This window comes from Verrucomicrobiales bacterium, assembly GCA_016793885.1.
GTDB lineage: Bacteria > Verrucomicrobiota > Verrucomicrobiia > Limisphaerales > UBA11320 > UBA11320.
Genome location: JAEUHE010000032.1, coordinates 1 through 26,774, shown reverse-complemented (window position 1 = coordinate 26,774; position 26,774 = coordinate 1). Strand labels below are relative to the sequence as shown.

15 protein-coding genes are annotated in these 26,774 nt (G+C 59.3%); 8 read left to right on the top strand and 7 right to left on the bottom strand.

What is annotated here, in order from left to right:
• Positions 1 to 38 precede the first annotated feature (38 nt).
• A complete protein-coding gene (locus tag JNN07_04180) occupies positions 39 to 611 on the bottom strand; it encodes a tRNA-(ms[2]io[6]A)-hydroxylase (protein ID MBL9166916.1) in 573 nt (190 codons plus the stop codon).
• 104 nt (positions 612 to 715) lie between these two features.
• Between JNN07_04180 and JNN07_04175 the strand changes: the two genes are divergently transcribed.
• The 6 genes from JNN07_04175 to JNN07_04150 all read left to right on the top strand — a co-directional run bounded on the left by JNN07_04175 (position 716) and on the right by JNN07_04150 (position 7,419).
• Complete coding sequence (locus tag JNN07_04175) at positions 716 to 1,483, top strand: type II secretion system protein (protein MBL9166915.1); 768 nt, start codon at positions 716 to 718, stop codon at positions 1,481 to 1,483.
• 186 nt (positions 1,484 to 1,669) lie between these two features.
• Positions 1,670 to 3,496, top strand: coding sequence for a 2-oxoacid:acceptor oxidoreductase subunit alpha (locus JNN07_04170; GenBank protein MBL9166914.1), 1,827 nt, complete (start codon positions 1,670 to 1,672; stop codon positions 3,494 to 3,496).
• A gap of 54 nt (positions 3,497 to 3,550) precedes the next feature.
• The gene (locus JNN07_04165; GenBank protein ID MBL9166913.1) at positions 3,551 to 4,492 is read left to right on the top strand and encodes a pyruvate ferredoxin oxidoreductase; all 942 of its coding nucleotides are present in this window, start codon (positions 3,551 to 3,553) and stop codon (positions 4,490 to 4,492) included.
• A 16-nt stretch (positions 4,493 to 4,508) separates the two neighbouring features.
• Positions 4,509 to 5,024 (top strand): zinc ribbon domain-containing protein, encoded by a 516-nt coding sequence (locus tag JNN07_04160; GenBank protein ID MBL9166912.1) that lies wholly within the window; start codon positions 4,509 to 4,511, stop codon positions 5,022 to 5,024.
• Positions 5,025 to 5,048: 24 nt separating this feature from the next.
• Entirely contained in the window at positions 5,049 to 6,248 is a 1,200-nt protein-coding gene (locus JNN07_04155) for an RsmB/NOP family class I SAM-dependent RNA methyltransferase (GenBank protein MBL9166911.1), read from the top strand.
• Positions 6,249 to 6,729: 481 nt separating this feature from the next.
• The gene (locus JNN07_04150; GenBank protein ID MBL9166910.1) at positions 6,730 to 7,419 is read left to right on the top strand and encodes a hypothetical protein; all 690 of its coding nucleotides are present in this window, start codon (positions 6,730 to 6,732) and stop codon (positions 7,417 to 7,419) included.
• Positions 7,420 to 7,522: 103 nt separating this feature from the next.
• Here JNN07_04150 and JNN07_04145 read toward each other — a convergent pair whose 3' ends face one another.
• The 5 genes from JNN07_04145 to JNN07_04125 form a co-directional block, all read right to left on the bottom strand.
• Positions 7,523 to 9,685, bottom strand: coding sequence for a CotH kinase family protein (locus JNN07_04145; protein ID MBL9166909.1), 2,163 nt, complete (start codon positions 9,683 to 9,685; stop codon positions 7,523 to 7,525).
• A 16-nt stretch (positions 9,686 to 9,701) separates the two neighbouring features.
• Entirely contained in the window at positions 9,702 to 10,622 is a 921-nt protein-coding gene (locus JNN07_04140) for an inositol oxygenase (GenBank protein ID MBL9166908.1), read from the bottom strand.
• 139 nt (positions 10,623 to 10,761) lie between these two features.
• A complete protein-coding gene (locus tag JNN07_04135; GenBank protein MBL9166907.1) occupies positions 10,762 to 12,243 on the bottom strand; it encodes a hypothetical protein in 1,482 nt (493 codons plus the stop codon).
• Between the two features lie 363 nt (positions 12,244 to 12,606).
• Positions 12,607 to 13,254 carry a response regulator transcription factor gene (locus tag JNN07_04130; GenBank protein ID MBL9166906.1) on the bottom strand — a complete coding sequence of 216 codons (648 nt, stop codon included), beginning with the start codon at positions 13,252 to 13,254 and terminating at the stop codon, positions 12,607 to 12,609.
• Positions 13,235 to 16,405: a hypothetical protein gene (locus JNN07_04125; protein MBL9166905.1), complete on the bottom strand. Its 3,171-nt coding sequence runs from the start codon at positions 16,403 to 16,405 to the stop codon at positions 13,235 to 13,237. The genes JNN07_04130 and JNN07_04125 overlap by 20 nt, the downstream gene beginning before the upstream one ends.
• Before the next feature lie 666 nt (positions 16,406 to 17,071).
• On the opposite strand from JNN07_04125, the gene JNN07_04120 reads away from it, so the two are divergent.
• Positions 17,072 to 22,534, top strand: coding sequence for a lamin tail domain-containing protein (locus tag JNN07_04120; protein MBL9166904.1), 5,463 nt, complete (start codon positions 17,072 to 17,074; stop codon positions 22,532 to 22,534).
• 833 nt (positions 22,535 to 23,367) lie between these two features.
• Here the strand turns inward: JNN07_04120 and JNN07_04115 are convergent.
• A complete protein-coding gene (locus tag JNN07_04115) occupies positions 23,368 to 23,952 on the bottom strand; it encodes a universal stress protein (GenBank protein ID MBL9166903.1) in 585 nt (194 codons plus the stop codon).
• A gap of 251 nt (positions 23,953 to 24,203) precedes the next feature.
• On the opposite strand from JNN07_04115, the gene JNN07_04110 reads away from it, so the two are divergent.
• On the top strand, positions 24,204 to 26,591 hold the full coding sequence (locus JNN07_04110) for a hypothetical protein (GenBank protein MBL9166902.1): 2,388 nt from the start codon (positions 24,204 to 24,206) through the stop codon (positions 26,589 to 26,591).
• Positions 26,592 to 26,774 lie beyond the last annotated feature (183 nt).

The window sequence follows — 26,774 nt, the reverse complement described above, 5'->3', positions numbered from 1 at the left end:
TTCTGTTCGTGCCGCCGCTTGCGTTACGAACTGGGCCGTCAGTGCAGCGTATGATGCAGCCGCGGTTGCCGAATCAGCTCCGCGTCCAAGTTCAGGTAGAAATCCAGCCGACGATCCGTTTCCGGGTCGTTGATGGCTTTCGCCATCAGTAGGTAGGTCGCGTAGTGGTTTCCCTCGGATTCCACCAGACTTCCGTAGAATGTTCCCAGCTCCGAATCGATGGATTGCAGCGCTGCCGCCAGGATCTGGAACTTCTCGCAGCTCCGGCCTTCGATCAAGGCGCAGCACACCAGGTGGTCGATCACCTGCTCGCGTCTTCCTCTTCGATGGCTGCCCATGAGACCCTTAATCCAGCGGCTCGGGAACGGCTGGCCGAACTGAATGTTGCGCCGTCGGAGCAGGGTGAGGACTTGGTCGAAGTGCTGGAGTTCCTCGATGGCAATGGCGTTGAGCTCACCGACCCGGGCATAAAGCTCCGGGTATTTCTCCAGGTTGAGGGAGGTGGTGGCCGCTTTGCGCTCGAGATGGGCGTGGTCCACCAGGACTTCCGGCAGGTGTTCCAGCACCGAAGGCAGCCAATCTGAGGGGATTTTTTCGCGAAACAGCAGCATCCCGAAGGTGTTAGCGATTGCCTGAGCCGAGGCAAGCTTGTTCGTTGATCCCCTTTTGTCTCGAATTCCGGTAACCCTGGGCGCAGTTTGGTGTCTATAGGTATATGGAAACGCGTCTTCCTGCCCAATCCCTTAGTGTGGTACGAACCTCCGCGCCCGCTTCAACTGCGGCCTTTACCCTTATTGAGCTGCTGGTGGTCATTGCCATCATCGGGATTTTGGCGGCGATGCTCCTTCCGGCTTTGGGTAGCGCTCAGGAGTTGGGACGACGTGCTTCGTGCCTCAATAATCACCGTCAGCTGGGGTTATCGCTGATTCTCTATCTCGATGAGAGTGAGGGGCTTTATCCCCCCCGCACCAAACCGACCTGGGTGGAGCGGCTCTTCCCGTTCTATCAGACCATCAAGCTCTTGAAATGTCCGAGCGATCGGATTCTGCCCACCGGACCGGAGGGGAACACCGCCGAGTTGGCTCCCAATGCTGCCCGGACCTACATCATTAACGGGTGGGACGACTATTTCAAAACGACCTTGAAGCCTGAGGATTGGCTCAACTTCCTGGATCATAAGTATCCCATAGGCATGCCGGAGTCCTATGTAAAGTATCCCTCGGACACCGTGACCTTCGGGGAGAAACTCACCGAGTCCAGGCATTTCCATGTGGATATCTATCAAGGGTTAGGCAATGACATTACCGAGATTGATCATGGCAAACACTCCAATCGGGGACGGGCTGGTACCGGGGGGGGATCCAACTACACGTTTGCCGATGGTCATGCGGAGTATATCCGCTACGGGCGCACCTTGAACCCGGTGAATCTCTGGGCTGTTACCGAGCAGTGGCGGACCAATGCGGTGACGAATGTTCAATAGACCGACCTGATCTAAGGCGTTGATTGGCCTCTGTTTGTCGGGGTAGAGGAAAGCCAAATTTCGGTCAAGGTGCGCGTTTGACAGCCGGACAGCCCATGCTAGGCTCGCCGCTCACCCGCCACGGGCTCGGCCGAGACGCGCAGAGCCTGGGAGACGGGCCAATGCAACACAGCACACATACGAATCATGAGTGAAACGGTTGTCTCCACCCCCGCTATCGGTGGCAATTCCCAGGTTTCGAGGATCACCGAGGCGGTGATTCGCATTGCCGGTAACTCCCAGGACGGCATTCAGGCTATCGGAGGTTTCTTGGCCCGGCTTGCCGGGCGCAGCGAACAGGAGGTCATGACCTTCATGACCATCCCGTCCACGATCTCGGGCGGTCCGTCGATTTTCCAGGTTCGTATCGGTTCGGGCGAGGTGTTGAGCTCGGGTGACGAAGCGGATGTGCTGCTGGCCTTCTACCAGCACTCCTACGAGGGACATCTGAACTCGCTGCGCAAAGGCGGGATCGTTCTCTATGATTCGGACCATGTTCAGCCGAATCCGGAGTTGCAGGCCAATTACCGTCATGTGGGCGTGCCCATCTCGTCGCGAACGATCGAGGCCATCGGCGGCAGCGGCAAAGACAAAGGAAAGAATCTCTTCGCGCTGGGCTTGGTCGCCAAGATGTTCGACCTGAATTTGCCCAAACTCGAGAAGCTGATCGCCGAACGGTTTACCGGCAAGGATGCGAGCATCACTCAGAACGCTCTCTCCGCTTTTCATGCGGGCTTTAGTTTCCAATTGGACAATGTTCTCGAGACGTTCCGTTTCGTGGATAGCCAGAAGCGCGGCTCCCAGCAGGTGGTCATGGGCGGCAACGAAGCCCTGGGTTTCGGACTGATCGCTGCGGGCGTTCGTTTCGGCGCGGGATATCCGATTACTCCTTGGTCGGACATCATGGAGCTGCTCCGTCGCGAACTTCCCAAGTATGGCGGTGCCTTCATCCAATGCGAAGACGAGATCGCCAGTATCTCGATGGCGTTGGGCGCTAGCTATGCGGGGAGCGTTTCGGTGACCGGCTCCAGCGGTCCTGGCATTTCACTGAAGACCGAAGCCTTGGGCTGGGCGGTCATGGCGGAGATGCCGATCGTGATTGTCGATGTCCAGCGCGGCGGCCCTTCAACCGGCATGCCGACCAATGTGGAACAGAGCGATTTGAACATCGCCTGTTTCGGAGGTCATGGTGACTCCCCGCGCGTGGTTTTGGCTCCGGCCAATGTGGAGGATTGCTTCTACACAGCGATCGAAGCGGTGAACATCGCGCGCAAGTATAGCGTTCCCGTCATCCTGCTGACCGATCAGGCGATCGCGACCCGGATCGAGGCGTTCGAACAACCGGATCTGCAGAAGGTCATGCAGGATATTTCTCCGGACCTCACGCCGGTTGCGGATCACAAGCCTTACGATTTAACGCCCGCTGATGGCGTGACCCGTCATATTGTTCCCGGAACCCGCGTGGCCACTGGCAAGTACCCCGTGGTGACTGGGCTGGAACATGATGAGCTGGGCCATCCCACCGGATCGCCGAAGCTTCATCAGGCCATGACGATCAAGCGTCGCAAGAAGCTGCAGACCTTGGCCAACGAGCTGCCGGTTCCCAAGATCTTCGGTCCGAACGAAGGGCAGGTCCTGTTCGTGGGCTGGGGTTCCACCCAGGGCCCGATTCAGGAGGCGGTTGGCAAAGCGCGGGCGCAAGGTTTGGCGTATTCCGCGATGCACCTCAAATACATCAACCCGCTTCCGAACGGGCTCGAAAACATCTTTGCCGGATTCAAGCACGTGTTTGTCGTGGAGATGAACGATGGGGGGCTTTACGGGCACGGACAGCTCGCCAGTTTGCTACGGGCTCGCTATTGCGATCCAAAGATCCGGGGCATCAACAAGGTGGATGGCCTGACGTGGAAAGTGCGGGACGTCCTGGAGTATTCTGAAGCCCTATTGGCTGAAATCTCCAAGGGTAACCAGTAAGCCCGCGAGCGCTAAACGATTTTATCTGAACTCCCTGATTCTCAAGTCACACACATGAGCACAATTCTTTTTCAAACTCCTCCCCGCAGTTCAGCGGTGCAGATTCCTCCGATTCCTGATAGTGAACGGAAGGGGCTCACGAAGAAGGAAATCGCGGCGGATCATCCCACCTGGTGTCCCGGGTGCGGCGACTTTTCGGTGTTGGCCTTGTATTTTAAGCTGATCGAAAAGCGGAAGATTCACCACGAGAAGGTGACGACGATCGCGGGCATTGGCTGCTCCAGCCGCTTCCCGTACTTCGTTCAAGCCCACGGCGCCCACTACATCCACGGTCGTGCGCTTCCGTTCGCCAGTGGCGTGAGCCTCTCCCGTCCAGACCTGCATGTCTTCGCGTTCAGCGGCGACGGGGATGCCTTTTCCATCGGTGGCAATCACTTCAACCATACGGCCCGCAAGAACATCAAGATGACCCTGGTGGTCATGGACAACTGGGTCTACGGGTTGACCAAGAAGCAGACCTCGCCGACGTCTCCGCTTGGCTTCAAGAGCAAGACCGACCAGTGGGGTGCGGTGGATCAACCGATCAACCCCATGAAGCAGGCGATCAGCGCCGGCGCCACCTTCGTCGCCCGCACGACGCACACGAATCCCAATCATGTGTTGCAGATGATGGAAGCGGCGATGGATCATGACGGCTTCAGCTTCATCGAGTGCTTGAGCGAGTGCGTGGAGTTTTATGAAGGCGCCTTCGATGCCTCCAATCCCCGCAAAGGCGGCAAGTTCGAACTCGTCCCCGCGGATCACGATGTGACCAACGAGATGGCGGCTTACAAGCTGGCGAGCGAAGATTTCCCGGGTAAGTTTGGCATCTTCTACCAGGTCAAGAAGCCGACCAAGAATGCACGAGAAACACAGATCATGACCGACGCGAAGGCGAAGGTTCAGGGGTTGGCCGATTGGCAGATCCTCCAGAAGAGCTTCGATCGAATGAAGTGATTCCGTTGTTCGGCCTATGCCCATCTATGAGTTCGCCTGCGGCAAGTGTCGCAAGGTATTTAGCTTCCTGTCCAAGCGGGTACAACCGAAGCGAACTCCTGCGTGTCCGAAATGCGGGAACCGGCGTCTGTCGAAAGAGATCAGCGCCTTTGCCATGATCAGTGGAGCGGCCGAGCCCGCTGCAGCTGATCCCGGCGGTCCTGACTCTGACGCCGGCATGCCAGATCTTTCCGATCCTCGCGTGGCCCGTGCCATGAGTGCCATGGAGCGGGACATGGAGCACCTGGACGAAAATAATCCTCGTCACATGGCTCAGATGCTCAAGCGGATGAAGGAGATCATGCCAGGACAGGCCTTGCCCAAGGAATTTGATGTCGCCATCAAGCGGCTCGAAGCCGGCGAGGATCCGGACAAGATCGAGGCGGACATGGGAGATGTGCTGGGTGGCATGATGGGAGATGAATCGGAAGGGCAGGGTGGAGGGGCCGGGGGAGATGCGTTTTCGCATGATCCTGGGTTGTATGAGTATTGATCGTCTGGCAGGCTACCGCTGCTGATGTCATTTAAACACCGAACTCGCCACGCCACCGAAAGTCGTCCCCCAGCCTATTCCTCCGCCATCTCGAAACAGCTTCGCGAATTATCGGCGAAGATCATTATCGGGTCGGATCGGGAAAACCCTTCGGATGTCGTGCTCCGCCGGACCCTGCAGCATGCCAAGGGCATCTCTCGGGCGGATGCCGGGGCGATTTCTCGGGCGGTTTTCGCTTACTTCCGTTGGAAGAATTGGTTTCCAGCCCGAATGCATCCGGTGGATGTCATCATGGATGCGCTCCTGATGGAGGAACGGTTCGCTGAAGATCCCGCTCGTTTCCCCGACGCGGACTTGATGGAGAAAGCGGTCCCCGCCTGGATTTCTGAGGAGCTTCAGGTGACCCCCGGTTGGGCGCGCAGCCTGCAATCGCGTCCCCGACTCTGGCTTCGGGCGAAGCAGGGGACCAGCGCAGCCTTGATGGCTACTCTGCGAGGATGCTCAGTCGTGCATCCCACTCTATTTCCCGATGCGCTGGAGTTTAAGGGAGAGGAGGATCTATTCCGCACGCCGGAGTTTCAGTCGGGAGCCTTCGAGATCCAGGATTTGAGTTCACAGGTGGTCAGTCATTTGTGCGACCCCAAGCCGGGCGAGACCTGGTGGGACGCTTGTGCGGGCGAAGGCGGCAAGACCTTGCATCTGGCCGACTTCATGAAGAATAAAGGCCTGATCTGGGCCAGCGACCGATCGGACTGGCGTCTGAAGCGGCTTCGTCAACGCACGGCGCGGGCGCAGGTTTTTAACTATCGGGCGGTGGCGTGGGATGGTGCCGCGAAGCTGCCCACCAAGACTCGTTTCGACGGCATACTCGTGGACGCACCTTGCTCCGGAGTGGGAACCTGGCAGCGCAATCCTCAGGCGCGCTGGACCACATCGTTGAACGATGTGAAGGAGTTGGCGGAGGTGCAGATTCAGCTGCTACGGCACGTGGCTCCCGCACTCAAGCCCGGGGCTACGCTGGTCTATGCCGTGTGCACGCTCACACGCTCCGAGACCGAGCAGGTCGTCGCGAAAGTGGCCGAGAGCATTCCATCGCTGCTTCCTTGCGCATTCGAGCGCCAAATTCCTGGTGCTCGCACTTCGGGGAATACCGTTTGGCTGTGGCCGCAGGAATTCGGAGGCAACGGCATGTTCATCGCGCGTTGGAAGAAGGCGGCCGTCTGACCGGAGCGCTGTTGCGGTAGTCCATCGTACGAAGTTCCGCCTTCAGCCCAATCCATGCAGTAGGGCGGCATGCGGTTGCGCAGCAGGTTTTTGCGAAAACCGAGGCGTGCGGAGCGAGCGTATTGAGCGAACTACGTAAGCGACGAACAACGAAGGATTTCGCAAAAACATCAAGCAGACGCGCGCTGAACGACTGCATGGATTGGGCTTCAGGCGGATCGGGGCGACGGAAGGGGGGGGAGCCCGGAGATTTCCAGCACATCCTCGGAAACTTCGCTCCTCGTAGGCAACGGGTACGACTCTCCCACTGAAGTGGGAACTCCTTACCAGAGGCCAAGCATCGCTCGCACCGAAAACTGCCCCACCCTGCATCCGAGGTTAGAAAGCACTTGCGGCATCATTGGTAGAGGTTTAGCTTTCGTACGAAGCCTCCGGTTAGAATTTGTCATTCGGGAGATCATCCAAAATGGAGCTATTACCTATGTACCACTCGATTCGTCGGACCCTTCAGCTGGCCGTCTCTGTGGCCGCACTCCACTTCACCTCGACTCAGTGCTCCTGGGGGCAAGGAATGCTCGTGAACGGCGATTTTGATCTGCCCGCGCCGGGTATTGGGTGGGAGGAAGAGACGGCTTTTGCGGGCGGATTTGCCGGCACCACTTCCTTGAACGGAGGAATACCGGGCTGGATGCCTGGTCCTGCTTTCGACGGCAGCACCGGTAGCCAAATTGCGTGGTGGCACGTTCCTCGCGCTCAATGGGCTGAGATTGGTTACTACTTTATTCCTTCTGGGCTGCAACAGACGTTCGCCACCGTTCCGAACCAAGCCTACGAGGTGACGTTCTCTATCGGAACTCCTAATCGTGGTCAGGATCCATCCCTACCAGGCGTCCTACAGGTCAGCGTGGAAAATTGGGGAGCGATCTATACGGCACCTGCTACCGATGGTCTCGCCGGGCACACGCCTCCCTTTGCAGCTCACAAGTTCTATTTCGAGGCTGGACCCGGGGGTACCACCACCTTGCTCTTTCAAAACCTCAGCCAGGCGGTCGTGCTGGATTCGGTCTCGGTTTCCGCGATTCCCGAACCGAGCGTGCTGGCCATTTTTACGCTCCTCGGTCTGGCCGGGGTTCGCCTTCGTGGTTTAAGCCGGCCAAGCGCTCGATCGTAGTTCGCGAGCCATTTTCCTTCTGAAGTTGAAGGGAACACCGGGATAAATCCCCAGTAACCCCGCTCCTATTCTCGACGACGCCAGCGCAGCTCCTGAAACTCGCTCAAGGCTTCGGCAGTAGCGCGGCCTCTTCCAGCTGTTTCAAGAAGACGCCGGCTCGCTGGGGGAAGTAATCGTTGAGCAGGCGCTGCACTTCCGGCTTCCAATGTTGGTCGACGGTGTAGAGTTCGTAGGGGCCCGTCTTGTAGGAATGCACATCGCGTCGGTAATCGCCCCAACGAGCGGACTCCAGGATGAGAGCATCCTCCACAGATGCAGCCAGTCGCTTATAGCGGTCGGCTGACGTTTGCGGAGAAAGTGCACCTCCATCCCCACAAATTTCCCGGGCTCGGCGGGCCAGCAGCTTCACAAATTCCGGATTCTCGCGCAGCTTCTGAAAGATGCGGGCCGGGCTTTGATCGTCGTCATAGGCCAAGGTAGAGTCGCCCACTTTTTCCAGGGTCCGTTCTCCATCCCAAACCACGAAGACAAACTTGCCGTCCGGCCGACGAGGCCGCCCGACGTACCAGTTTGACGAACGATCGTAGTCGGCGTTGGCTCCGTATTGGTTCAGCAGAGTGTAATCAGCGAAGGCTGGCAGATCCAGAAGCTCGCCCACGCGGGCGTAGGCTTCGGGTGTTCCGACGCCATCGTTCACGCGCTTCATCAGTTCGTCCCAGCTCTGGGAGTCGCCTTCGACAATGCTGTCCGCATTGCGCACGTCGAACTGGCTCTCTTTGCCGCCCAGGTGCTTGGCCAGGAACGACGCCCCCGGACGTTCAACCAGATTGTAGACACCCCAATACAAGCCGTTCAGAAACAGGTGAACGAATCGACCTCGAGCCGACAGCCTTCCCATCTCGCGATAGGTGTCGCGCATCCACTGGTCCCGCAGGTATTCGGCGCGCTGACGCTCGTCGGAGTTCCAGTGAAGCCAGCTGTTGTTGCCTCCGCCGCGCAGAATGATTTCCTCAAACTCCTTCACTCCCTCTCCGAACAGAGGATGCTTGAGGTCCTCTGCATTATGACGTTTGCGAAACACCAGACGGAGAGAATGCTTCGGGCTTTCTTCAGGACGCCGATTCCACCCTCCTTGGATTCGGACGCCGCACTCGGTGTTAAACCCAGGCCCGCCGCGCGGCTCGATCCACTCAATGGCCCCATGTCGCTCCCACTCCGCCCCGGTTTCCATCGGATTCGAGTAAATGCCGCGCTGCGGATCAAAGATATCCTGGGGATCGGCAGTCAGGCTCAGAATCGGGACCGAACGCAGCGCTTTTTCGAGCCGTGGAGCGTAAGCAGCGTTCGTGATCACTTCCGGATCCATCGCGTAGTCGGCGGGAACCGGTTTGCCTTCACGCACACCCCAGGTTGCCGGCGAACCGGCACCGGTCTGATGCAGCGTGTCGCGGATGAAGAGGTAGGACCGGGTGGCGGTGTCGGATGGCAGGCTGTTCGGCCGGTAAGCGCGAGCCCGCAGCACTGTGTTGACAGACAATGACAGGGCAGCACGGTAGGCGACCCCGTTGGTCGGATCGGGCAGGGTGCCATTGGTCGTGAAGTAGATGGTAACGTCAGTGGAGAGGGAATGGAGCGAGACCTGGATCGCTTCGGAGTAGAGCCCACTGCGCTGGCTGAACGTGGGCGCTGGCGGGCTTCCTCCCACACCGGGGCGATTCGGTCCTCCGGGCGTCGGCAGCGCCAAGTATCCTGGCTGGGGAGGAGCGTTTGGCTTCGGCCGAACGAAGAATGACTCCGGCATTCCGTAGGAAATATCGATGCGTTGAGCTGGATAGGCGGGTGTGAGTTCAGAGGCGACGGTCATGCCATCAGGTTGGATCAGCCCCAGGTAATCTCCCTTTTTGCTGAGCTTAAAGTTGGTGTGGAGCGGTCGATCGGGCTCCCGACGGTTCTTGCCGGAGGCGAAGACAATCAGAAACCTGCCAGGTGCCAGGCGAATCGATGGCAATACCCACTTGGTCTTCTTTTCGGGCTTGTCCGTCAGAGCCCAGTTGAAGAGATCGACGGCCTCGCTCCCGGCATTGAACAGCTCTATCCAATCGGAGTGTTCGCCATCCTCATCGATCAGGCCACCATGATTCTCGGCGAGCAGTTCGGAGATTACGACCTGCGCGGACGTTTCACGCGGGGTTGCCGCCATCCAGAGCAGAATCAGAAACACCCAGCCGACCGCACTTCGGTCGCACTGGGTTCGGAGCAGAGACAAGCGGTAGACCGAGGGCCTACCAGCGAATTTTTGAGGGAAAGAACTCAGCAATCAGGTCCTCGTAATAAGGTCGCAGCTTCTCGACCTTCGGTGCCTCATGACTCTTGGTGTACAGGTCATAAGGGTTGAAGGCGTTCACCCACTTGAGGTTCTCGCGATCCTGAGCGTTCAGCAGATGGCTGTATTCTCCTTCGCGATGCCAGGGATAGAAGGAGTGGTAACGCAGCATGTACAGCCCCTGGATGGGCAGGTAGTCCTTGCAGACCTGGTAAATGTATTCGTCATGTCCCCAGGACATTTGGACTTGGTCGAGACCGCAGCCCTCCTCGTAGACGCCGTTGGGCGTTTGCAGTTTAGGAACCTGGCTGTCGGGGTTGGCTTCGAAAAACTTCGGGAAGACAATCTTGTTCGAGTAGGCGCATCCGGTGGGGAAGGTGTCCCCCACCACTGCCCACTGCGGCTCGCCCCAGAGGCAGAGTATCTTGCCCAGATCGTGAACCAAGCCGGTCAGGACAAACCAGCGGGGATGGCCATCGTTGCGGATCTGCTCAGCGGTTTGAAGGAGGTGCTGCAGCTGGGAAAGATCCGTATCGGGGTCGCTGTCATCCACCAGTTGGTTAAGATATTCCATCGCCTCCCAAATTCCCATTTCGCGGCGGTTGAGCCCCAGGTATTCCTTGCGCTTGGCTTGGCCGAATTCGTAGGTCTGGTAGGTGTGGTTGAGCCGGTAAAATTCACGCACCGTGGGGCGGGCGTCCGCTTCATAGTTCCGGAACTCTTCCTTTTTCTTCTCCGGATCGGTCGCTTTGAAGGGCTTAGCCGCCGCCGTGGCGGTGGCTGCGGGAACCCCGGGTTCGGGATAGCGCTCCTTCATAAAATCTTCCCATTCCTCCAAGCTCTGGAGAGGCGTCGGATTGGGCGAATTTTCGGTCTTCATAAGCGTATTCGGTAGATGTATCAGCTACAACGATTACTGTCCCTCAATCGACAATTTCGGGCAAGTCGTAAATCCGACTCGCAATTGCCAGTGTCTCAAAGAGATGTAAGCGTGTTTCCGGCGGGGCTGGACGAGCTGCTTAGGGCTCGTGGATCACCCGATAAAAGCCGCCCTCACCGACGATCTCTTGGAACTGAGACAATGCTGTGGCTGTTGGAGTGAAGGGTTCCCCGAGATCAATCCATGCGCCACCGAGGAGGGGGGTAAACTGGCTTCGATAGTTGTCGTAGGGCGAGAGAAGGGTTACGTCCAACTGGACGGCTTTCGAGGTTTTCTGCGGCCAGAGTTCCACTGTTGGCGGGGCGGCGATGATCATTCTCGCTCCGTTAGCGTAACCGATCCCAGGATCCGTTATGGTGATCCCAACCACAATGCCGTTATTGACCGTCGCCACGGCCATAGCGTTGCTGCCGGCGCCGTTGCTTAAGATGGAAACAGCGGGGATGTTGGTGCCGTATCCGGAGCCTCCTCTTGTCACTGTTGCACCGGTCACAAAACCTCCAAAAACCTGGGCTGTGGCCTGCGCTTGAACTGGGGCTGGCGCTACGGCTAACCGGTAGAGGTTCGACGACATCCCGCCTGGCACCGCCAAGGTAAAGGCCGAGTTAGTCGCGGTGAACGCCGCGTTGAGGTCGGAGAATTCGCCCTGTGCGAAGGTCTGCGCTTGATACCTGGTGCCCTCGGTCAGGTTGGTGAAACTCACCAACCTCATGGGAGCGATTTGCATTCGGGGAGGGGAGACATAAGGTGGCGCGATCACGACGACGGGCGGCGTGGTGTACCCTTTTCCCGGGTTGAGGATGGTGACCGCAGTCACCACTCCGTTGCTTACGGTTGCTTGGGCTCGGGCGCCACTTCCTCCCCCGCCGATGAACCGAACGATCGGTGTGTTGGTATAACCCGCTCCCATCTCCCCCATTGTAACCCCAACCACGAATCCGTTCACGACACTCGCCGTGCCGGTGGCCGGCGCATATACACGCGTGATCACCGCGCCTAGCCCCGTTACGCTGGAGGTCCCCGGGTCGCCAGTCCCACCCCAAACAATGACAAAATCCACGGGATCTCCTGGACTCAAGTCAACAGCGGCTTCGGAGAACGGCGCTGCCTGGGCGGCTCTTTGAACGTGGTTCGAATATCGGAGAGTGCCGTCGATAACCAAGTAGACGTGGCTGTCCATGTCCCGGCTATCCGCTCCATAAAACTCACCCTCGACGGTATATTTTCCGGGGAGAGGGCAAGTCCACCTCACGGTGCAATAACCGTTGCGATTGTCCCCATTCCACATGAAGGGACCCGGCATCACGGTAGACCAATTCAGGTGCATGATGCTCGGAGAGCCTTTCGTCCCTGCCATATACCAGCCATCCGTCCCCCATTTTCTGGTCAGCAAATCCATCGCTTCAGTTTCAACACTCCACTTCCTTCCGAACGACCATACACCGTTGGGATTCTTAACCCCCGAATAGCCTGAGGTAGCGTCCCAAGTTTGGCCAGAGGAGACCACCGTGACGGTGATGAAGAGGAGCGCTGAGACGATTGACTGGATGGTTGGCTTCATGGGGTTGATTGCATTTAGAATGGCCGGCACAGTTCGAGGGACCGCGTTGTCGCCAGAGTCCTAGCGGATAACAAAGGGGCGGTGGCTCGGCAAAAGCGCATGGTCGGTACGAAGGGGTGAAGGCTTGCGCTAGTTCGGGAACGCCTAGGTTCCTCTCCGATTCAGTGAGAGCCACGGCGTTGGCGCCCAGGCGAATACTTCACCCACTGCATGATGACAAGGTTGACAGAATCCGCGTTATTGCCTAGCCGCCAAACTACGCAAGGCCTTGTGATTATTTTCCTGGATCGACGCGGCTTTGCGCGTTTTGACGCACGGAGCCTGAGTGCCCCCGGTTGGTGGACGAAGCAGGGTTCGGGACGTTTAGGCGTTGCCCTTTAGAAAGCGGGAGACCGCGGCGCTGCGGGAGTGAACTTGCAGCTTGTCGTAGATCTTTCGCAGGTGGCTGCCAATCGTGCGGTCGCTCACCCCGAGTTGAGCGGCGATCTCCTTGGTGCTGAGCCCCCGGGAGATATGCTCCAGGATTTCCGTTTCCCGAGCGGTGAGCTGGTCGAGATGCCGCTTCAATTGGCCCTGCTGGTGGAATTTCTTCACCACCAACCGGGCGATTGACGCCGACATCGGTGAGCCTCCTGCGTGAGCCTCCTCAATCGCCTCGAGAAGTCGGACGGGGGATACGGGCTTGCTCAGATAGCCGACGGCGCCCGCCTCCAGGGCGGTGAAGATCGTGGCTGAGTCGTCGTGCACGGTCAGGACAAGGATGGCCAGGCTCGGCGATCGAGCCACCATCTCTTCAATGATCTGCAGGCCGCTTCGCCCGGGCAGTTCGAGATCCAGCAGCAGCACGTTGGGCTCAACACGAGGTACCTGTGTCAGGGCGACCTTGGCGTGGCGGTAGGATCCCACACACGCGAACCCATCAGCGCCGTCGATCAAGGCAGCGAGGTGCTCGCGATAAGTATCGTCGTCCTCCAAGGTCGCAACCCGAATGTCATTCCGAATTGTTTTCATTGTCGATCGTTGGCAATTTGACGCGGATGAGGAGGCGCGTTCCTACTCCGGGGGAGCTCTCAATCTCGAAAGAGCCACCAAATTTTTCAACGCGACTGAGCATGCCGCTTAGTCCCATGGTTCCGGCTCGCACGGACCTCGGATCGAACCCCTGACCGTTGTCCTGCAACGTCAGCTCCAATCTTTCTCCCTGCCAGCAGGCGGCGATTCTGACCTCGGTGGCTCGGGAGTGCTTGACGACATTGTGGAGAGCTTCGCGGACGACAAGCAAGAGATTGCGGCGTTTCTCCAGCGGGAAAGCTCGCGCGGGCAGGCTCGCGGGCAGATCGAACCGGCACCCGATGTGCGCGTCGCGCAGAAACTCTTCAGCGGTCAAACAGAGCCGATCGAGGAAGCTCTCGAGCGTGTCGTTGGACGGATTGGCCATCCAGATGAGATCTTTCAGCCCTCGCGCGGCTGCCCGGGAGTGTTGCGCCAGTTGACGCAGTTGGTCGCGGGAGGAAGCTGTCTCCGCGGAGACGGCCGTATCTGCCAGCGCGGTCAGCCGCGTGAGGTCGGCGCCCAGCCCGTCATGCAGATCCTGGGCAATGCGGCATCGTTCCGTGGCCACGGCTGCCTGCCGTTCCAGGCGGTGGAGCTCTCGCAACCTTCTCCAGCGCCACGACGCCAAGCTTCCGCCGGCCGCCAAGATCACCGCTCCGCAGAGGGAGTAGTACCACCAGGTCTGGTAGAAAAACGGAGCGATGCGGAATCCGCAGGTGGCGCCGCTCTCATTCCAAACCCCTTGATGGTTCGCGGCGATCACTTGGAATTGGTAGTCCCCCGGCTTCAGGTTCGTGAAAAACGCCTGCCGCCGCGTCCCCGCATCCACCCATCGGTCCTCCAGTCCAACCAGTCGGTATTTGAACCGGGCGCGATCGGCATTTACGAATGTGTTGGCCGTGTAGCTCAGCTCGAGCACCCGCCCGCTGCCCGGGGGGAGATGGAACATGGATCCCGCCCCCGGTGGAGCCGGGGAGCCTACCGGTCGGGTGGGAACGTCCTGCGTGGCGAGCGAGAGTTCCCTCGCCGGCATCTCTTCGGGGTTGCGGGTAAACACCAAATCTCCGGTGGCTCGCAGGGATTCGATGACCACTGCCGGAGGAACCGCCTGCGCTCGGTGCAGTTTCGGATCGATCACCACAACTCCCTTGGTGGTCGCAAACCAGAGTCGTCCATCCCGAGTTTTACAACCGGGTGGATAACTCTTCTGACCATTGGTCTCTTCGCTGGGCAGCCCATCCGCCTTGGTATAACTCACGCAGTGCACCGTCTGCGCACGCCCCTCAGCCAGGTCGTTGAGCGCGGCGCGGTGGACGCGATAAATGCCTCGGTCATGGCTGATCCAGAGCTGGTCATAATCGTCCTCGAGAATGCAGTTCACCAGGTTATCGGGCAACCCTTGCGCCTTGGTAAAGCTGGCGATGCGCCCGTCGAGCAGCCGATACAGGCCCGACTCGGTGCCGATCCATAACGTCCCATCCTGGTTCTGGTGCAGGGCCCAAACAAATTCGTTTGCCAGGCCATTGGAGGAGGAATACGTGGTGAATCCTCCTTTCCCATAGCTCTGGAGTCCGCCTCCGAAGGTTCCGATCCACAAACGGCCGTCGGGGGCCTCGAGCAACGCCCGCACATCGTTGTTGGCCAATCCTTCGGCCGTGGTGAACTTCGTCCGCTGCCCCCCCGCCAGACGGTGAAGCCCCGCTGCGCCAGCCACCCACAATCCCCCGTCGCGGGTTGGGAGGATGACGCGAATCTTCGATTCGAACCAATCACCGAGGATCGGGTGCCGGCTCACCCCGCCGCTCCGCCACGAGTTTAAACCTTCTCCAGTACCGATCCAGACCGTACCCGCGCCGTCCACGGCCAAAGCCCGAATGTTGTTGCGGGAGAGGCCCTGTTCCGTCGTCCAGCGATCCCAGCTCCCGGAGGAATAGCGCGCCAACCCGCCATCGGTCCCGACCCAGACAGCTCCGTCGAGCCCTTCGCAAACCGCCCACGTATTGTCGTGCGGAAGTTCCTCGGGAGCTGAATAGCTCCGCATTTGACGTGGTTGCCAGCGCCAGAGCCCGCTGTTGAGGGTGCCCATCCACAAGCCACCTTCGTGGTCCTCTCGCATACAGGTGACCACATCCCGACCTCGCGAAAGCGGAACTTCAATCTTCTGAAGCCGTCCCTGTCGAAGACGGTGCAGTTGGTTCGGTTCCCCTGGCAGATAAATGTCCCTTGCCCGGGTCTCGAGCATGAAGGGCAATCCATACCCCAGGGTGAAGGTGGCTGACGTCCCTACGGATGGCGGCTTCCACTCCCCCCCTTCAACCACGTAGATCGACGGATGCTGCGAGTACCGAGTACCCGCCTCATTCACCTCATCAAACATGCCCCACACGCGTCCATCGGATGCGGTGTGCAAGCAGAGGACGGCCGCCGGACGGCCCGACACCTGAGGGTGCGGCTCGAATCGCTTGAAGCGCTGGCGGTCTTCGTCGAAGTAATACAATCCCCCGAAGGCGCCTACCATGATCCTTCCGGAGGAAAGCTCTACAATCGCGGTGATATGCCCGACAGCCGGTAAGCCGCTCTCTTGCCCATACATGGTGATGCCACTCTCTCGTACCCGGGCGACGGAATGGTCTCCACCGATCCACACGTTGCCTCGTGAATCCGCGCAGATCGCAAAAACGTCTTCGAAGCGATCGTCTCCTGGAAGCTTGACCGGACGGAGGCGACCGCCCGTCATGCGGAGCAATAGCTTTCGCCCCCCGATCCAAAGATTCTCGTGAAGATCCTCGACCAACACCCGAGGATCGTCGCTTTGGAAATCTGGGGTGTTGGCTCGGTTATAAACGGTGAAGCTCGCCCCATCATAGCGTGCCAGGCCACTTTGGGTCAGCAGCCAGAGAGAGCCGTCGCGAGTCTGCAGCAGGGCGCGAATATCGTCGTCGGGAAGGCCGTGCTCCTTTCGGAAATTGTAGCCATGGTATTCGTCCTCCATCGCCACCGGCGGTGGCAGGGCGGCGTGCATGACTTCGAAACCCATCGCCGCAATCACGGCCATCATTCGGAACAGGCGCTGGAATCCGCATCGTTCCATCACTCGTAATTGAGACACTTGCGCACAAATCCTGGCAGCGTCGCACCCTGCCGAGCGGAGGGAGGCCGCCGTGAACCCACATCGCCAAGGCTGGGAATCCGATGGAAACTGCGTGGGCAGTTGACTGAGCCTTGGGTATTTTGGGAGTTCATCGACCGATGGATCAACAGGGGTTGCCTAGTTTGACGCCCTTGGCGTCACGTCGACCACGGCTTGGTCGAGAACCCGCCTGTCCTTCTCCCGGCCGAAGGAGGACCCAGGTGATCGTCATGCTTGAGATTCCCATAGTCGATGCTCTTGGACCGTTTTCTCATGATCAGGGACTGAGATTGGGACGGATACGCCGTTTCAACCCTCTTTCCACCGCGCCCGGTCCTGTACCTTGATACGGCGTGTCATCGCAGATCTAAAGCGAGAATTTTGAAATGGCCTGCCCGGGGGACACGGATCGGATCACGAATCTGGCTTTCCTCGGGAGGCACCGATGATGAGGGAGCAATTCAGGGGGGCTCAGCCGTTTTCGTATGCGCGCCGCAGCGGAAGAGGGCGACGCCCGCGTCACCCCGTTCCGAGCAGTCCTCCTTGGAAATACTCATTCTTCCATCCAAGCTTGATCGGGGCGTCCGTTTGAGGCACATTGCCCTAATGCGTACCCACCGAAGGAAGTGCCTCCTACCAAAGGCGATGCATTTTGCCCTGACTTCTTTGTCGTTGCTGCTCTTTTGGTTCTTGGGCGTGGGTGCCTGGTCCGGTTCGGCGGCAACGGTGGTGAAGTTGGGGACGGTCTCTTCCGTCTTCGGTCCGGAGGACCTGGACTTGGAGGGGGAGTTTGTCTACGCCGTGAACTTCAGCGCCGACGATCCGGTACGGGTGGTCAAAGGGGTCACGTTTACTCCCGACCGCACTCGAATCCCCGGAGCCACCTTCCTTGGCCCCCAACAGGTCGCGCCCTGGATGACCACTCCCGATTTCGGGGACAGCCCCGACGACGACGCCCTCGAGGGTATTTTTCAAGACATCCGATGGGCGAATTCGGGAGCCAGCGAACGTCTGCGAGCGACATTGGCCATCACCAACGGCGTGGAATATAAGCTTCAGATCCTCATCTCGGCCAATAACGCCGAGAACCGACGCTGGGATATTCGCATCAACGGCGCGCAAGCCGTTGATGAGATCACTTCGTTGGGGGTATCCCCGGGCGAGGGTTATTCCTCCGGCCGGGCCACGGTCTACACCTATCAGTTCCTTTCCAAGACCAATAGTTTCGTGGTGGAGATGGGCAGTTTTTTTGGATCCAACGATGGCGGGGATCGCAACCCCATTTGGCAGGGGCTGACCCTCGAGAAGATCTTCATTCCCCCGACTCCAGACCAGGTGCTGCTCGAATCCCGTGAGTTCTTTGCGAATCAGACAGTGGCGGTCGGACGTTTTCAGGTGGTGGACCGCCGATCGGGGATCACGCATGCCCTCGCCTTGGTGCCGGGGGAGGGGGCTGCTGACAATGACAAGTTCGTCGTGGCGGACGGGCAGCTATTCAAAGGCAGCTTTGACTTCGGCGCGGCCCTGCCCGGAACGGTCTACTCCATTCGCGTGCGGGCCACCGATCCCACGGATTCCACCCGGTTTCTGGAAGCCGCCTTCCCTCTCACCCTGCGGGCTCCCTCGGCGCCTTCCGGGGTTTTCCTCGATGTGACGTCGATCAGCCGCGATGTCTCGCCCGGACAGATGGTCGGGGTGCTGGGTGCGTCGGATCCTGACCGCTTCGATCGCCACAGCTTTGAATTCGTCTCAGGCGCCGCCGGGGCCGAGGAGAATGAGTTCTTCGTCATCTCCAGCAATCGCGTTCGCCTGGCCCAGCCGTTGGTCCAGGGGAGCTCCACGGTCCGCCTTCGGATCCGCGCCACCGACCTTGCCGGGCTGAGCACGGAGGCGAACGTCGTTCTGCCTGTCACGGAATCCCAGCTGCGGATTAATGAGGTGGTGGTCAGCAAGCTGGGCGGGATCTCCGACGAGGCCGGCAATCTGCAGGAATGGGTCGAGATTCACAATCTGCAGAATCAGTGGATGGATCTGCGCGGGTTTTTCTTGAGCGACGATCCGGACCGGCCCAGCCGCTGGAAATTCCCATCCGCCATCCTGCCGCCCCAGGGGTTCCTGACCATTCTCGCGGACGGCGTGGAGACGCCGCCGACCAACAGTCAAAAGCTGCATTTGAACTTCTCCCTGGCTTCCGCGGGCGGTGAGCTCCGACTCACCCGTCCCGATGGCCCCACGCTGGCTCACGAACTCGTGACGCCCTCCATCTACCCTGGCGTCTCCTATGGCTACGGACCCACAGGGCAGGTGGGCTTTCTCACGCGTCCGACGCCCGGGGCCGCCAACGAGTCGGTTGCCGAATTCGGCTCGAACGAGGTCCTCTTCAGCAGAGGACACGGGTTCCTGACCAAGAGCTTCGACCTGGTGCTGACCCCGACCGTCTCCAATTCCGTCATTCGCTTCACCCTCGACGGTTCCTTGCCGAGCGCCACCCGAGGGATTCTGTACACGAACCCCATCGCCGTGAAGCCCAACACGAACGGCACCACGCGCGGCACACGCATCGTCCGCGCCGTGGCGATCCATCCCCGCGCCGCCTACGCGCCGGTTAAAACCCAGACCTACCTCTTCGTGAACGGGGACATTTCCCCGACGGTGGACGGCGTCGTGGGACAATCCCTGCTGGCGACTTCGATTACACGCAACACCAACTACGGGCCCCTCTTGGATGACGCTTTCCTGGCGCTTCCCGCGATGTCGCTGATTCTTCCATCGGGCCCCAACGACACCGAGCGTCTGGCGTCGCTGGAGCTGTTTGATCCCCTGGAGCGTGAGGAGGGATTTCAGATCGATTGCGGCGTGCATGCAACCGGCACAACCAGTCTGGCGTCTCCGAAGCTCAGCATGGCGGCTAAGTTCAGATCGGAGTATGGGGCCTCCAAGCTTCGGTATCCCATCTACGCCCGCGGCTCCATGATTCCCCGTGGGGCGGCCACCGAATTCAAGGAGCTTCGGCTGCGAAGCCATTCTCACGACACCTTTTTCTGGTTGGGGACCAGCGAGAATCCCCCGGTGCCTTATGGCAATCCCCCGGTGAACCGGTCGGGCGATGCCCAATTGGGCCGGAATGTATGGATCGACGAGATGCAGCTCTTCATGGGGCAGCCCGGCAAGCACGCGCGTCAGGTGCACCTGTTTCTGAACGGGTCCTATCATGGGCTCTATCACATTCAGGAGCATCCCGATGAAGATTTCATGGCCAGCTACTTGCCGGGATCGGCTGACGATTTTCATTTCAGCGCGGCAGCGCTGTACGGAAGCGAGCATGGTGTCGGCGATACCTGGTCCCAGCCCTGGGCCAAGATGAAGGCGAGCCTGAAGAATTACTCGGAGGCCAAGCGGTGGGTGGATGTCACGAATCTCTGCGATTACATGGTGCTCAGCTTCTACGCCGGCAACGATTGGGATTGGTCGGCGCAGCACAACTGGTCGGCGGCGGGGCCGAAGCTTCCGGATCAAGGCGGGTGGAAATTCTTTGCTCAGGATTCCGACATCTGCCTGCAGGACGTGGCGGCGGATTGCACCGATCAGGATGTTCCGGATGGCATCTTCACCGCGCTGATGGCGCATGCTGAGTTTCGGCTGCTTTTCCGGGATCGTGTGGCATATCATTGCTTGGGTCGCGGCATGCTGACGCCGCAGAAGGCTGGAGGTCTGTACGATGCCCGCATGAACGAGATCTTCACCGCCATCGTTGCGGAGACCGCCCGTTGGCAGCCTTCCTCCAGCGTGAGCGCGCTCCCGTGGGATCGGAACCAAGAATGGATGAATGAGTGGAATTACCTGCGGAATGTATTTTTTCCCAACCGGGTCTCCCGACTGATTCAGCAACTCCGCGGACATTCCGGATGGTGGCCGGCCGAGCCCCCGGATCTCAGCAAGCTTGAGGGAGTGGTTCCCGCGGGCTACCAGCTCGGCTTTAGCGTCATCACCGGCGCGGTATTTGTGACCATCGATGGGTCGGATCCCCGACTGACGAATGGCTCGCCGAACCCTGCGGCCGTGCAATTGGAGGCCGCCCCCTTGCAGACCATGCTCGTCTCGAGTGGAGATCTCTGGCGGTTCCTGGACAACGGGGTCGATCCCGGGGCCCTGTGGAAAACCAATGGGTTCGACGACTCGAGCTGGAAGTCGGGGCCTACCGAGATTGGTTACGGCGATGGAGGCGAGGCGACGGTGGCGGAATTCGTGGACATGGATCCCAACGCCCCTGGAGTTCAAAAGAATATCACCACGTATTTCCGCAAACGTTTTGAAGTGTCGGATCCGGGGCGGTTTACGGCGCTGCGTCTTCGCCTGCTCCGAGATGATGGCGCCGTGGTTTATCTCAACGGAGTGGAGATCTGGCGGACGAACATGACCGCCAACGCGATCACCTCGAAAACCCTGGCTTTGCGTGATGTTTCGGGCGCGGAAGAAACGAACTTTTACAACATTCTGCTTACTGGACCGCGGGCGGTCTTACGCCCGGAGGGCAATGTGATCGCCGCCGAGATCCACCAGCGGACGGCGGACAATATCGACATCAGTTTCAACCTCGAGTTGATCGGATTTTCAGCCAACCCCGGGGCGACGATCCGCATCACTGAACCCACCCTCGTTCGAACGCGTACCCGAGTGGGAAATGAGTGGTCTGCTTTGGTGGAGGCGTTCTTGGTCCCGGACACGGTGCCTCGCGCCGCCACTTCCAACCTGTTGATCAGTGAGATTCAGTATCGGCCGCTCGACGACGCCGCCAACGAGTTTTTGGAATTCCTTAACACCTCATCGGCCACCATTGATCTTTCTGACGTTGTCGTGACGCAGGCGATCGACTTTCGATTTCCGCGTCCGACACTGCTGGGAGCCCAGGAGCGGCTGGTCGTGGCCAAGGACCCCGTTCTTTTCCAGGCTCGGTACGGGACTAACACCTCTCCGTATTACCGTGACGGCATTCGTGTTCTTGGCCCCTGGAACGGGTCGCTGGCCAACGAGGGCGAGGCGATCGTGGTTGTGGGCGCTGATCAACAGCAACTCTTCGCTTGCGCCTATGGGGCTGACGGTGCCTGGCCGGACCGGGCGGATGGCCGAGGCAGTTCCTTGGAATTGATTTCTAGGGAGGCTGTGCCCCTCGAGCGCGGTGCCCGCTCAGCTTGGTTGAGTGATGGGGGGAACTGGCGTGCCTCGGTTGCCGTGCATGGGTCTCCGGGTGTCTCGGGTGAAGAGTCATCGTTGGGAGTGGTGTTCAATGAGATCCTCGCTGCTCCGGTCGCGCCGGCCACCGATGCGATCGAGTTGATCAATCATTCTGCATCGACGGTGGATGTGAGCGGGTGGTACTTGAGCGATTCCCGGTCGAATTATCGCAAGTATCGCTTCGTGGCCGGAACGAGCCTCGATGCTGGGCGGTACCTGGTACTTCGCGAGGCTGATTTCAATCAGGTTGGCAACCCCGCCAGTCTGGTGCCTTTTGGATTGGATGATCTAGGCGAGCGGCTGACGTTGGTTCAGGCGGATGCTTCCGGCGCCTTGCTTCGCTTTGTCGATACGGTCGAGTTCAACTCCGCACCGAAAGGGGCGGCATTCGGCCGGTTTCCCAACGGGGTCGGACCGTTCACCTGGCTGCAGACGGTCACCTTGGGGGGAGTCAACTCTGACCCAATGCCGGGTTTCGCTTCCTGGGCGAGTGTGGTTTTTCCTCTTGGAACGGCCCCGGAGTCCATGCTTTTGACTGCCGATCCTGACCAGGATGGGTTGGATAATTTTGGGGAGTATGCCTTCGCGTCCTCACCCCTGAGGCGTTCGGAAACGTCCTTCCGTCTCGTCGGGTTTGCGGCGGACTCTGGATTGGAGTTCTCCTATCGCATTCGGACCTTTGCTCCGGAGTTGCGCTACCAGGTCGAGGTGTCTCACGATCTGACCCGTTGGGACACTTCGGGAAATGGAGTCACCATTGTCAGCCAAACGGCCCAATCCGATGGCTCCACTCTGGTGGTCGCTCGATACTTGCCGGTGGGGCCGCTCTCACTGCCCGGTTCCACCTTCCTGCGGATCGCGGTGAACGGGCCATGAGGGGACAGTTTGCCCACGGAGCACACTGACCACACGGAGCAGACGAATGTGACCGCACCAGATTCTTGATTCGTGCCTTCCGAGAGATCCGTGGATAGTTAGTTTACGGATTTAAAATAGAGGCTCCCCATCGGCAACGCCCGAACCCGCAGGGTTCAAAGAAATTTAGCCGGGGGTGCTCGCACCCCCGGAACTGTTAAAAGTACGGAGCATCGCGCAGCGATGCCACTGGCTTCTGAGACTTGCGTCAGCCGCTTCAAGGAACCTAATCAGTTCGTCAGCCCATTGGCCGACGGGTGGCACGCCTTTCAGGGTGCTGTTTATTTGGGGGCCGACAGACCGGGGGTGTCGCTGTTAGCAGGCAATTCATTCCCGTTTCTGGGTTAATTCCTAGACCCGCTGCCGGTTCCGGATCCGTGTGTTCGGTGTGATCCGTCGGCCGGACCTCCGTCTCTGCTGACAAGTCCGACAGGCTTCCCATGAACCTCTTTACTCTCCGCGTTCTCCGCGCCTCCGCGAGAGATTCCGGCAGTCCGTCCGAGTTAGGGGAGGGATCTTTTCTCGCGGAGGCGCGGAGAACGCGGAGGAGCTTTAAATCAGTGCGAAACGAAGGATCCCGCAGATCAGCCCGATCATAGCCAGTTCCCCTCCATTAACCAAGCCTCGTCACCTCGGCTCCTACACTTCCAAACTGCAGGGAACGAGGTCACGAGTTTGGCGACGCGAACCCTTACCTTAAGCGTTCAATGCTCCCCCACGCGAGGCGATGATGTTTCTGCACCGCCCAGCAGCCTTGCCCTTACGTCGGCGGTGGTTGCTGTTAGCTGATCTCGTCAGCGGGGTGCTTTCAGTTTGGGACGCGGGCTCGCGAAATCGTGTTCCTTCTCGCGCACGATGAGCACCGGGCAGTCGGCTCGCTGGGCGACTCGTTCCGCGGTGCTGCCGAGCAGCACGTGGCTGATGCCGGTCCGACCGTGCGTCGAGATGATGATTAGATCGGCGTCCAGATCTTTGGCGGCCTGGACGATCTCGAGAAACGGCCTGCCGATGCGAACCACCGCCTCCGAGGTCGATTCCTCGGGTAGGCTGGCCTGCAGTTCCAGCAGTTGGCGTTGCGATTGTTCCCGAATGCGGGCTTCAATCAGCCCGACATCCACCGCCGACATCTCCGGCATGGGGATGAATGGTTCGCAGACATGCAGCAGGAGGATCTTGGCATCAAATTGTTCGGCGAAGGGCAGGGCATATTGCAGCGCCTTGTTGGAACAGTCGGAGAAATCGATGGGGACCAGAATGCGCTTTACCGAAAAGCTGGGCGATGCGGTCACCCGTTTTTTCGCGGTGGACTGCGGGATGCTCTCGCGCGGTTTAAGCTCAACGGTTAATCCTCCGGTTTTTTTGGTGGGTTTGAATTTCATGGCTTTGGTCGAGTTAACGGCGGGCGGGTGGGCCTGCCGGAGTTGAGTTGTCACTGCCCGTCTGAACCATCTAAGGACAGTATGGAAAGCCTTGGTGAAAACAGCATTACGTTTCTTGGCTGGTGTCTCCTCAATTTTGGGCGATGGATAGTCAGAGGTGAAACGCCCCCGCTGCCGCCCTTCCTGGCGCATCGTCCAATTTCTAGTCGTTGAGAAAGGGGCATAGGTGGGGTATACATCATCTCTGTCATATGTCGAATCAACGTTTTCTTACCTTGCGGTGGCTGTCTGGCTTCCTGGCGCTCATGCTTGGCGGGGGCCTGCTTGATCTGGCGGCCGCCGGCTTGGTGTTGGTTCAGCCCGGGGATGTCTGGCGTTATCACAAGGGCACCAACGAGCCGGTCGCGGATTGGAAGACGACGTCGGACGCATCGCTGGACTCGACCTGGTTGTCGGGCGTGGGGGGCATTGGATATGGAGATGCGCTGCCGGGTGAGACCACGAAGCTCAACGACATGCGCAACCTGTACACCAGCGTCTATCTTCGACGTTCGTTCGAGATCACGGAACTGGTGGATACCAATCTTCACCTGCAGCTGACGGTGGACTATGACGACGGGTTGATTGCTTATCTCGATGGACTGCCCTTGCGGCGAATCAATGTTCCCGATGGCGATCTGAAATATACGGCCACCGCCTCGGGCGATCATGAAGCGTCCTGCTGCAGCTCTCCGACCAACCCGGCCAGTGTGATTGACTTGGGCCTGGTCCGCGGGCGTCTTGGGATTGGGACTCACGTCTTGGCGATCCACGCCATGAATTCCAGCAAGGACAGTTCCGACTTTCATGCGCTGGTCGGGCTTCAGCTGGTGACCAATACGCCGCCGGATGGAGGGGTGAGCGGCAACCTAACGGAGGATACCCGTTGGACCGCGGACAAGAGCCCGTATCTGGTGGTGGGCACTGTGACTGTCGACCCGGGAGTCACGTTGACTATTGAGCCCGGGGTTTCGGTGCTGTTCGGCGCGGGGCTGGGAATGGAAATTGAGGGGCGTTTGCTGGCTGAGGGCACCGCCGATCGTCGGATTACCTTTGGGCGCCGCCCTGGGGCAGGAGCCTGGGGACGCTTGGATTTCGCGCCTTCGGACCGGGAATCCCGCATTGCCTATGCCGACATCGATGGTGCCAGCGGTGAAGGCAATATCCGGACCGAGCGGACCAGGATCCACCTGGATCATGTGACATTCCTGAACACCAAGGCACAGCTGGTGACCTTGGACGACTCCTCCTGTGTCATCCAGCATTGCCATTTTCCTTCCATTGAGAACAATGAGCTTCTGCATTTCTTTCGCATGCCGGCCAACGGCTACGCCATTCTGCGCAGCAATCTTTTCGGTACTCCGGGCATCCCGGTCACCAGCGGTTACAATGATATTATCGACTTCACCGGGGGTAACCGGCCCGGACCCATCGCTCAGTTCATTGGGAACACGTTCTTGTCGGCCGTGGATGATTGCTTCGACATGGATGGCACGGATGCGCACATCGAGGGCAACGTCTTTCTGAATGTGCGTCAGGATGCGGCGCGGAGCAGCAGCTCCAATCCCATCACGACCGGAGAGGACAACTTCGGAGGCAATGACACTTCCCAGCTCGTGATCTGTCGCAATATTTTCTATAACGTGGAGCATTTTCTGCTCCTCAAGGAACACGGATCCGCCTTGGTTCAAAACAACACGATCATTCGCCTGCGCGACAACCCCATCGCAGACTATCCGGGCTCGGTCATCAATTTCGGTGAGCCTAAGCGGGGCGCGGGTCCGGGTTTTGGCGCCATCTTCGAGGGGAACATTGTCTGGGACTCGTCGGTTCCCCTCGCGATCAACTATCAGCCGGAGCAGATGTTTCTCCAGGTGAACCACTCCCTGATTCAAGGAACCAATCATCCGGGGATCGGCAATCTTTCGTCTGATCCCCTCTTTGTGAATCCGTCGGACCTGAGTTATCTAGCGATCCGCGAAAGCCTGTCCTTGAAGCCGGGATCTCCGGCCATTGGCACCGGGCCCAATGGCCTGGACATGGGAGCATTGGTGCCCGGAGGCGCCAGCATCTCGGGTGAGCCACCCGCTGCGACAGCGCTCACTTCGGCAACCTTGAAGGTTTCGGGCCCCGGCATCTTCGCCTACCGATGGCGGATCAACGGTGGGGCTTGGAGCGAGGAAGTTCCCCTGACAACCAATATCCTTTTTAGCGCGGCGATGTTTGAGAATGCGCGGCCGATCGAGGTTCAGAACCTATCCCCGGGCACCTATGTTGTGGAGGTTCTTGGTAAGAACTCTGCTGGGGTTTGGCAGGACGAGACTGCTCCGACCCGAAGTCGGACCTGGACGGTGGTTGCCGATGAACCTCCGTTGGGCATTGACGCGGTTCGATGGGAGGCGGGACTGCTGAAGTTCGAGTTTTCAGCGCGGGCAGGACGGACCTACAGTGTTCTTTATGCGGACAGCGTGACTGGCGTCTGGCGGAAACTAAAGGACGTCGCTGCGGGAGTGGGAGACTCGATTGTGAACGTGGAGGATGAGGTCGCTGCCAGCAGTCAGCGCTATTATCGTCTCGTCTCACCAGCCACGGAGCCTTGAAGGGGAAGGACGTGGGCCGGAGAAACGTCCGAGGACGGACGTCGCTAGTGCGACTGTGAAGCGCACCAACATAGCAGGGTGAGAGTCCCTGTCAGGCCTATGTTCACCAGGCCTGTGACTGAAAGTAACTGCGGCACAGCAATGTGACCGTGGAGAGCAACTGGAAGTGAACTGCCAGTCCGT

Excerpts from the sequence above, each read along its gene's own strand:
- JNN07_04155 (MBL9166911.1), top strand. The coding sequence starts at position 5,049 with ATGTCATTTAAACACCGAACTCGCCACGCCACCGAAAGTCGTCCCCCA.
- JNN07_04130 (MBL9166906.1), bottom strand. The coding sequence starts at position 13,254 with ATGAAAACAATTCGGAATGACATTCGGGTTGCGACCTTGGAGGACGAC.
- JNN07_04140 (MBL9166908.1), bottom strand. The coding sequence starts at position 10,622 with ATGAAGACCGAAAATTCGCCCAATCCGACGCCTCTCCAGAGCTTGGAG.
- JNN07_04175 (MBL9166915.1), top strand. The coding sequence starts at position 716 with ATGGAAACGCGTCTTCCTGCCCAATCCCTTAGTGTGGTACGAACCTCC.
- JNN07_04170 (MBL9166914.1), top strand. The coding sequence starts at position 1,670 with ATGAGTGAAACGGTTGTCTCCACCCCCGCTATCGGTGGCAATTCCCAG.
- JNN07_04150 (MBL9166910.1), top strand. The coding sequence starts at position 6,730 with ATGTACCACTCGATTCGTCGGACCCTTCAGCTGGCCGTCTCTGTGGCC.
- JNN07_04115 (MBL9166903.1), bottom strand. The coding sequence starts at position 23,952 with ATGAAATTCAAACCCACCAAAAAAACCGGAGGATTAACCGTTGAGCTT.
- JNN07_04110 (MBL9166902.1), top strand. The coding sequence starts at position 24,204 with ATGTCGAATCAACGTTTTCTTACCTTGCGGTGGCTGTCTGGCTTCCTG.
- JNN07_04120 (MBL9166904.1), top strand. The coding sequence starts at position 17,072 with ATGCATTTTGCCCTGACTTCTTTGTCGTTGCTGCTCTTTTGGTTCTTG.
- JNN07_04135 (MBL9166907.1), bottom strand. The coding sequence starts at position 12,243 with ATGAAGCCAACCATCCAGTCAATCGTCTCAGCGCTCCTCTTCATCACC.
- JNN07_04165 (MBL9166913.1), top strand. The coding sequence starts at position 3,551 with ATGAGCACAATTCTTTTTCAAACTCCTCCCCGCAGTTCAGCGGTGCAG.
- JNN07_04180 (MBL9166916.1), bottom strand. The coding sequence starts at position 611 with ATGCTGCTGTTTCGCGAAAAAATCCCCTCAGATTGGCTGCCTTCGGTG.
- JNN07_04160 (MBL9166912.1), top strand. The coding sequence starts at position 4,509 with ATGCCCATCTATGAGTTCGCCTGCGGCAAGTGTCGCAAGGTATTTAGC.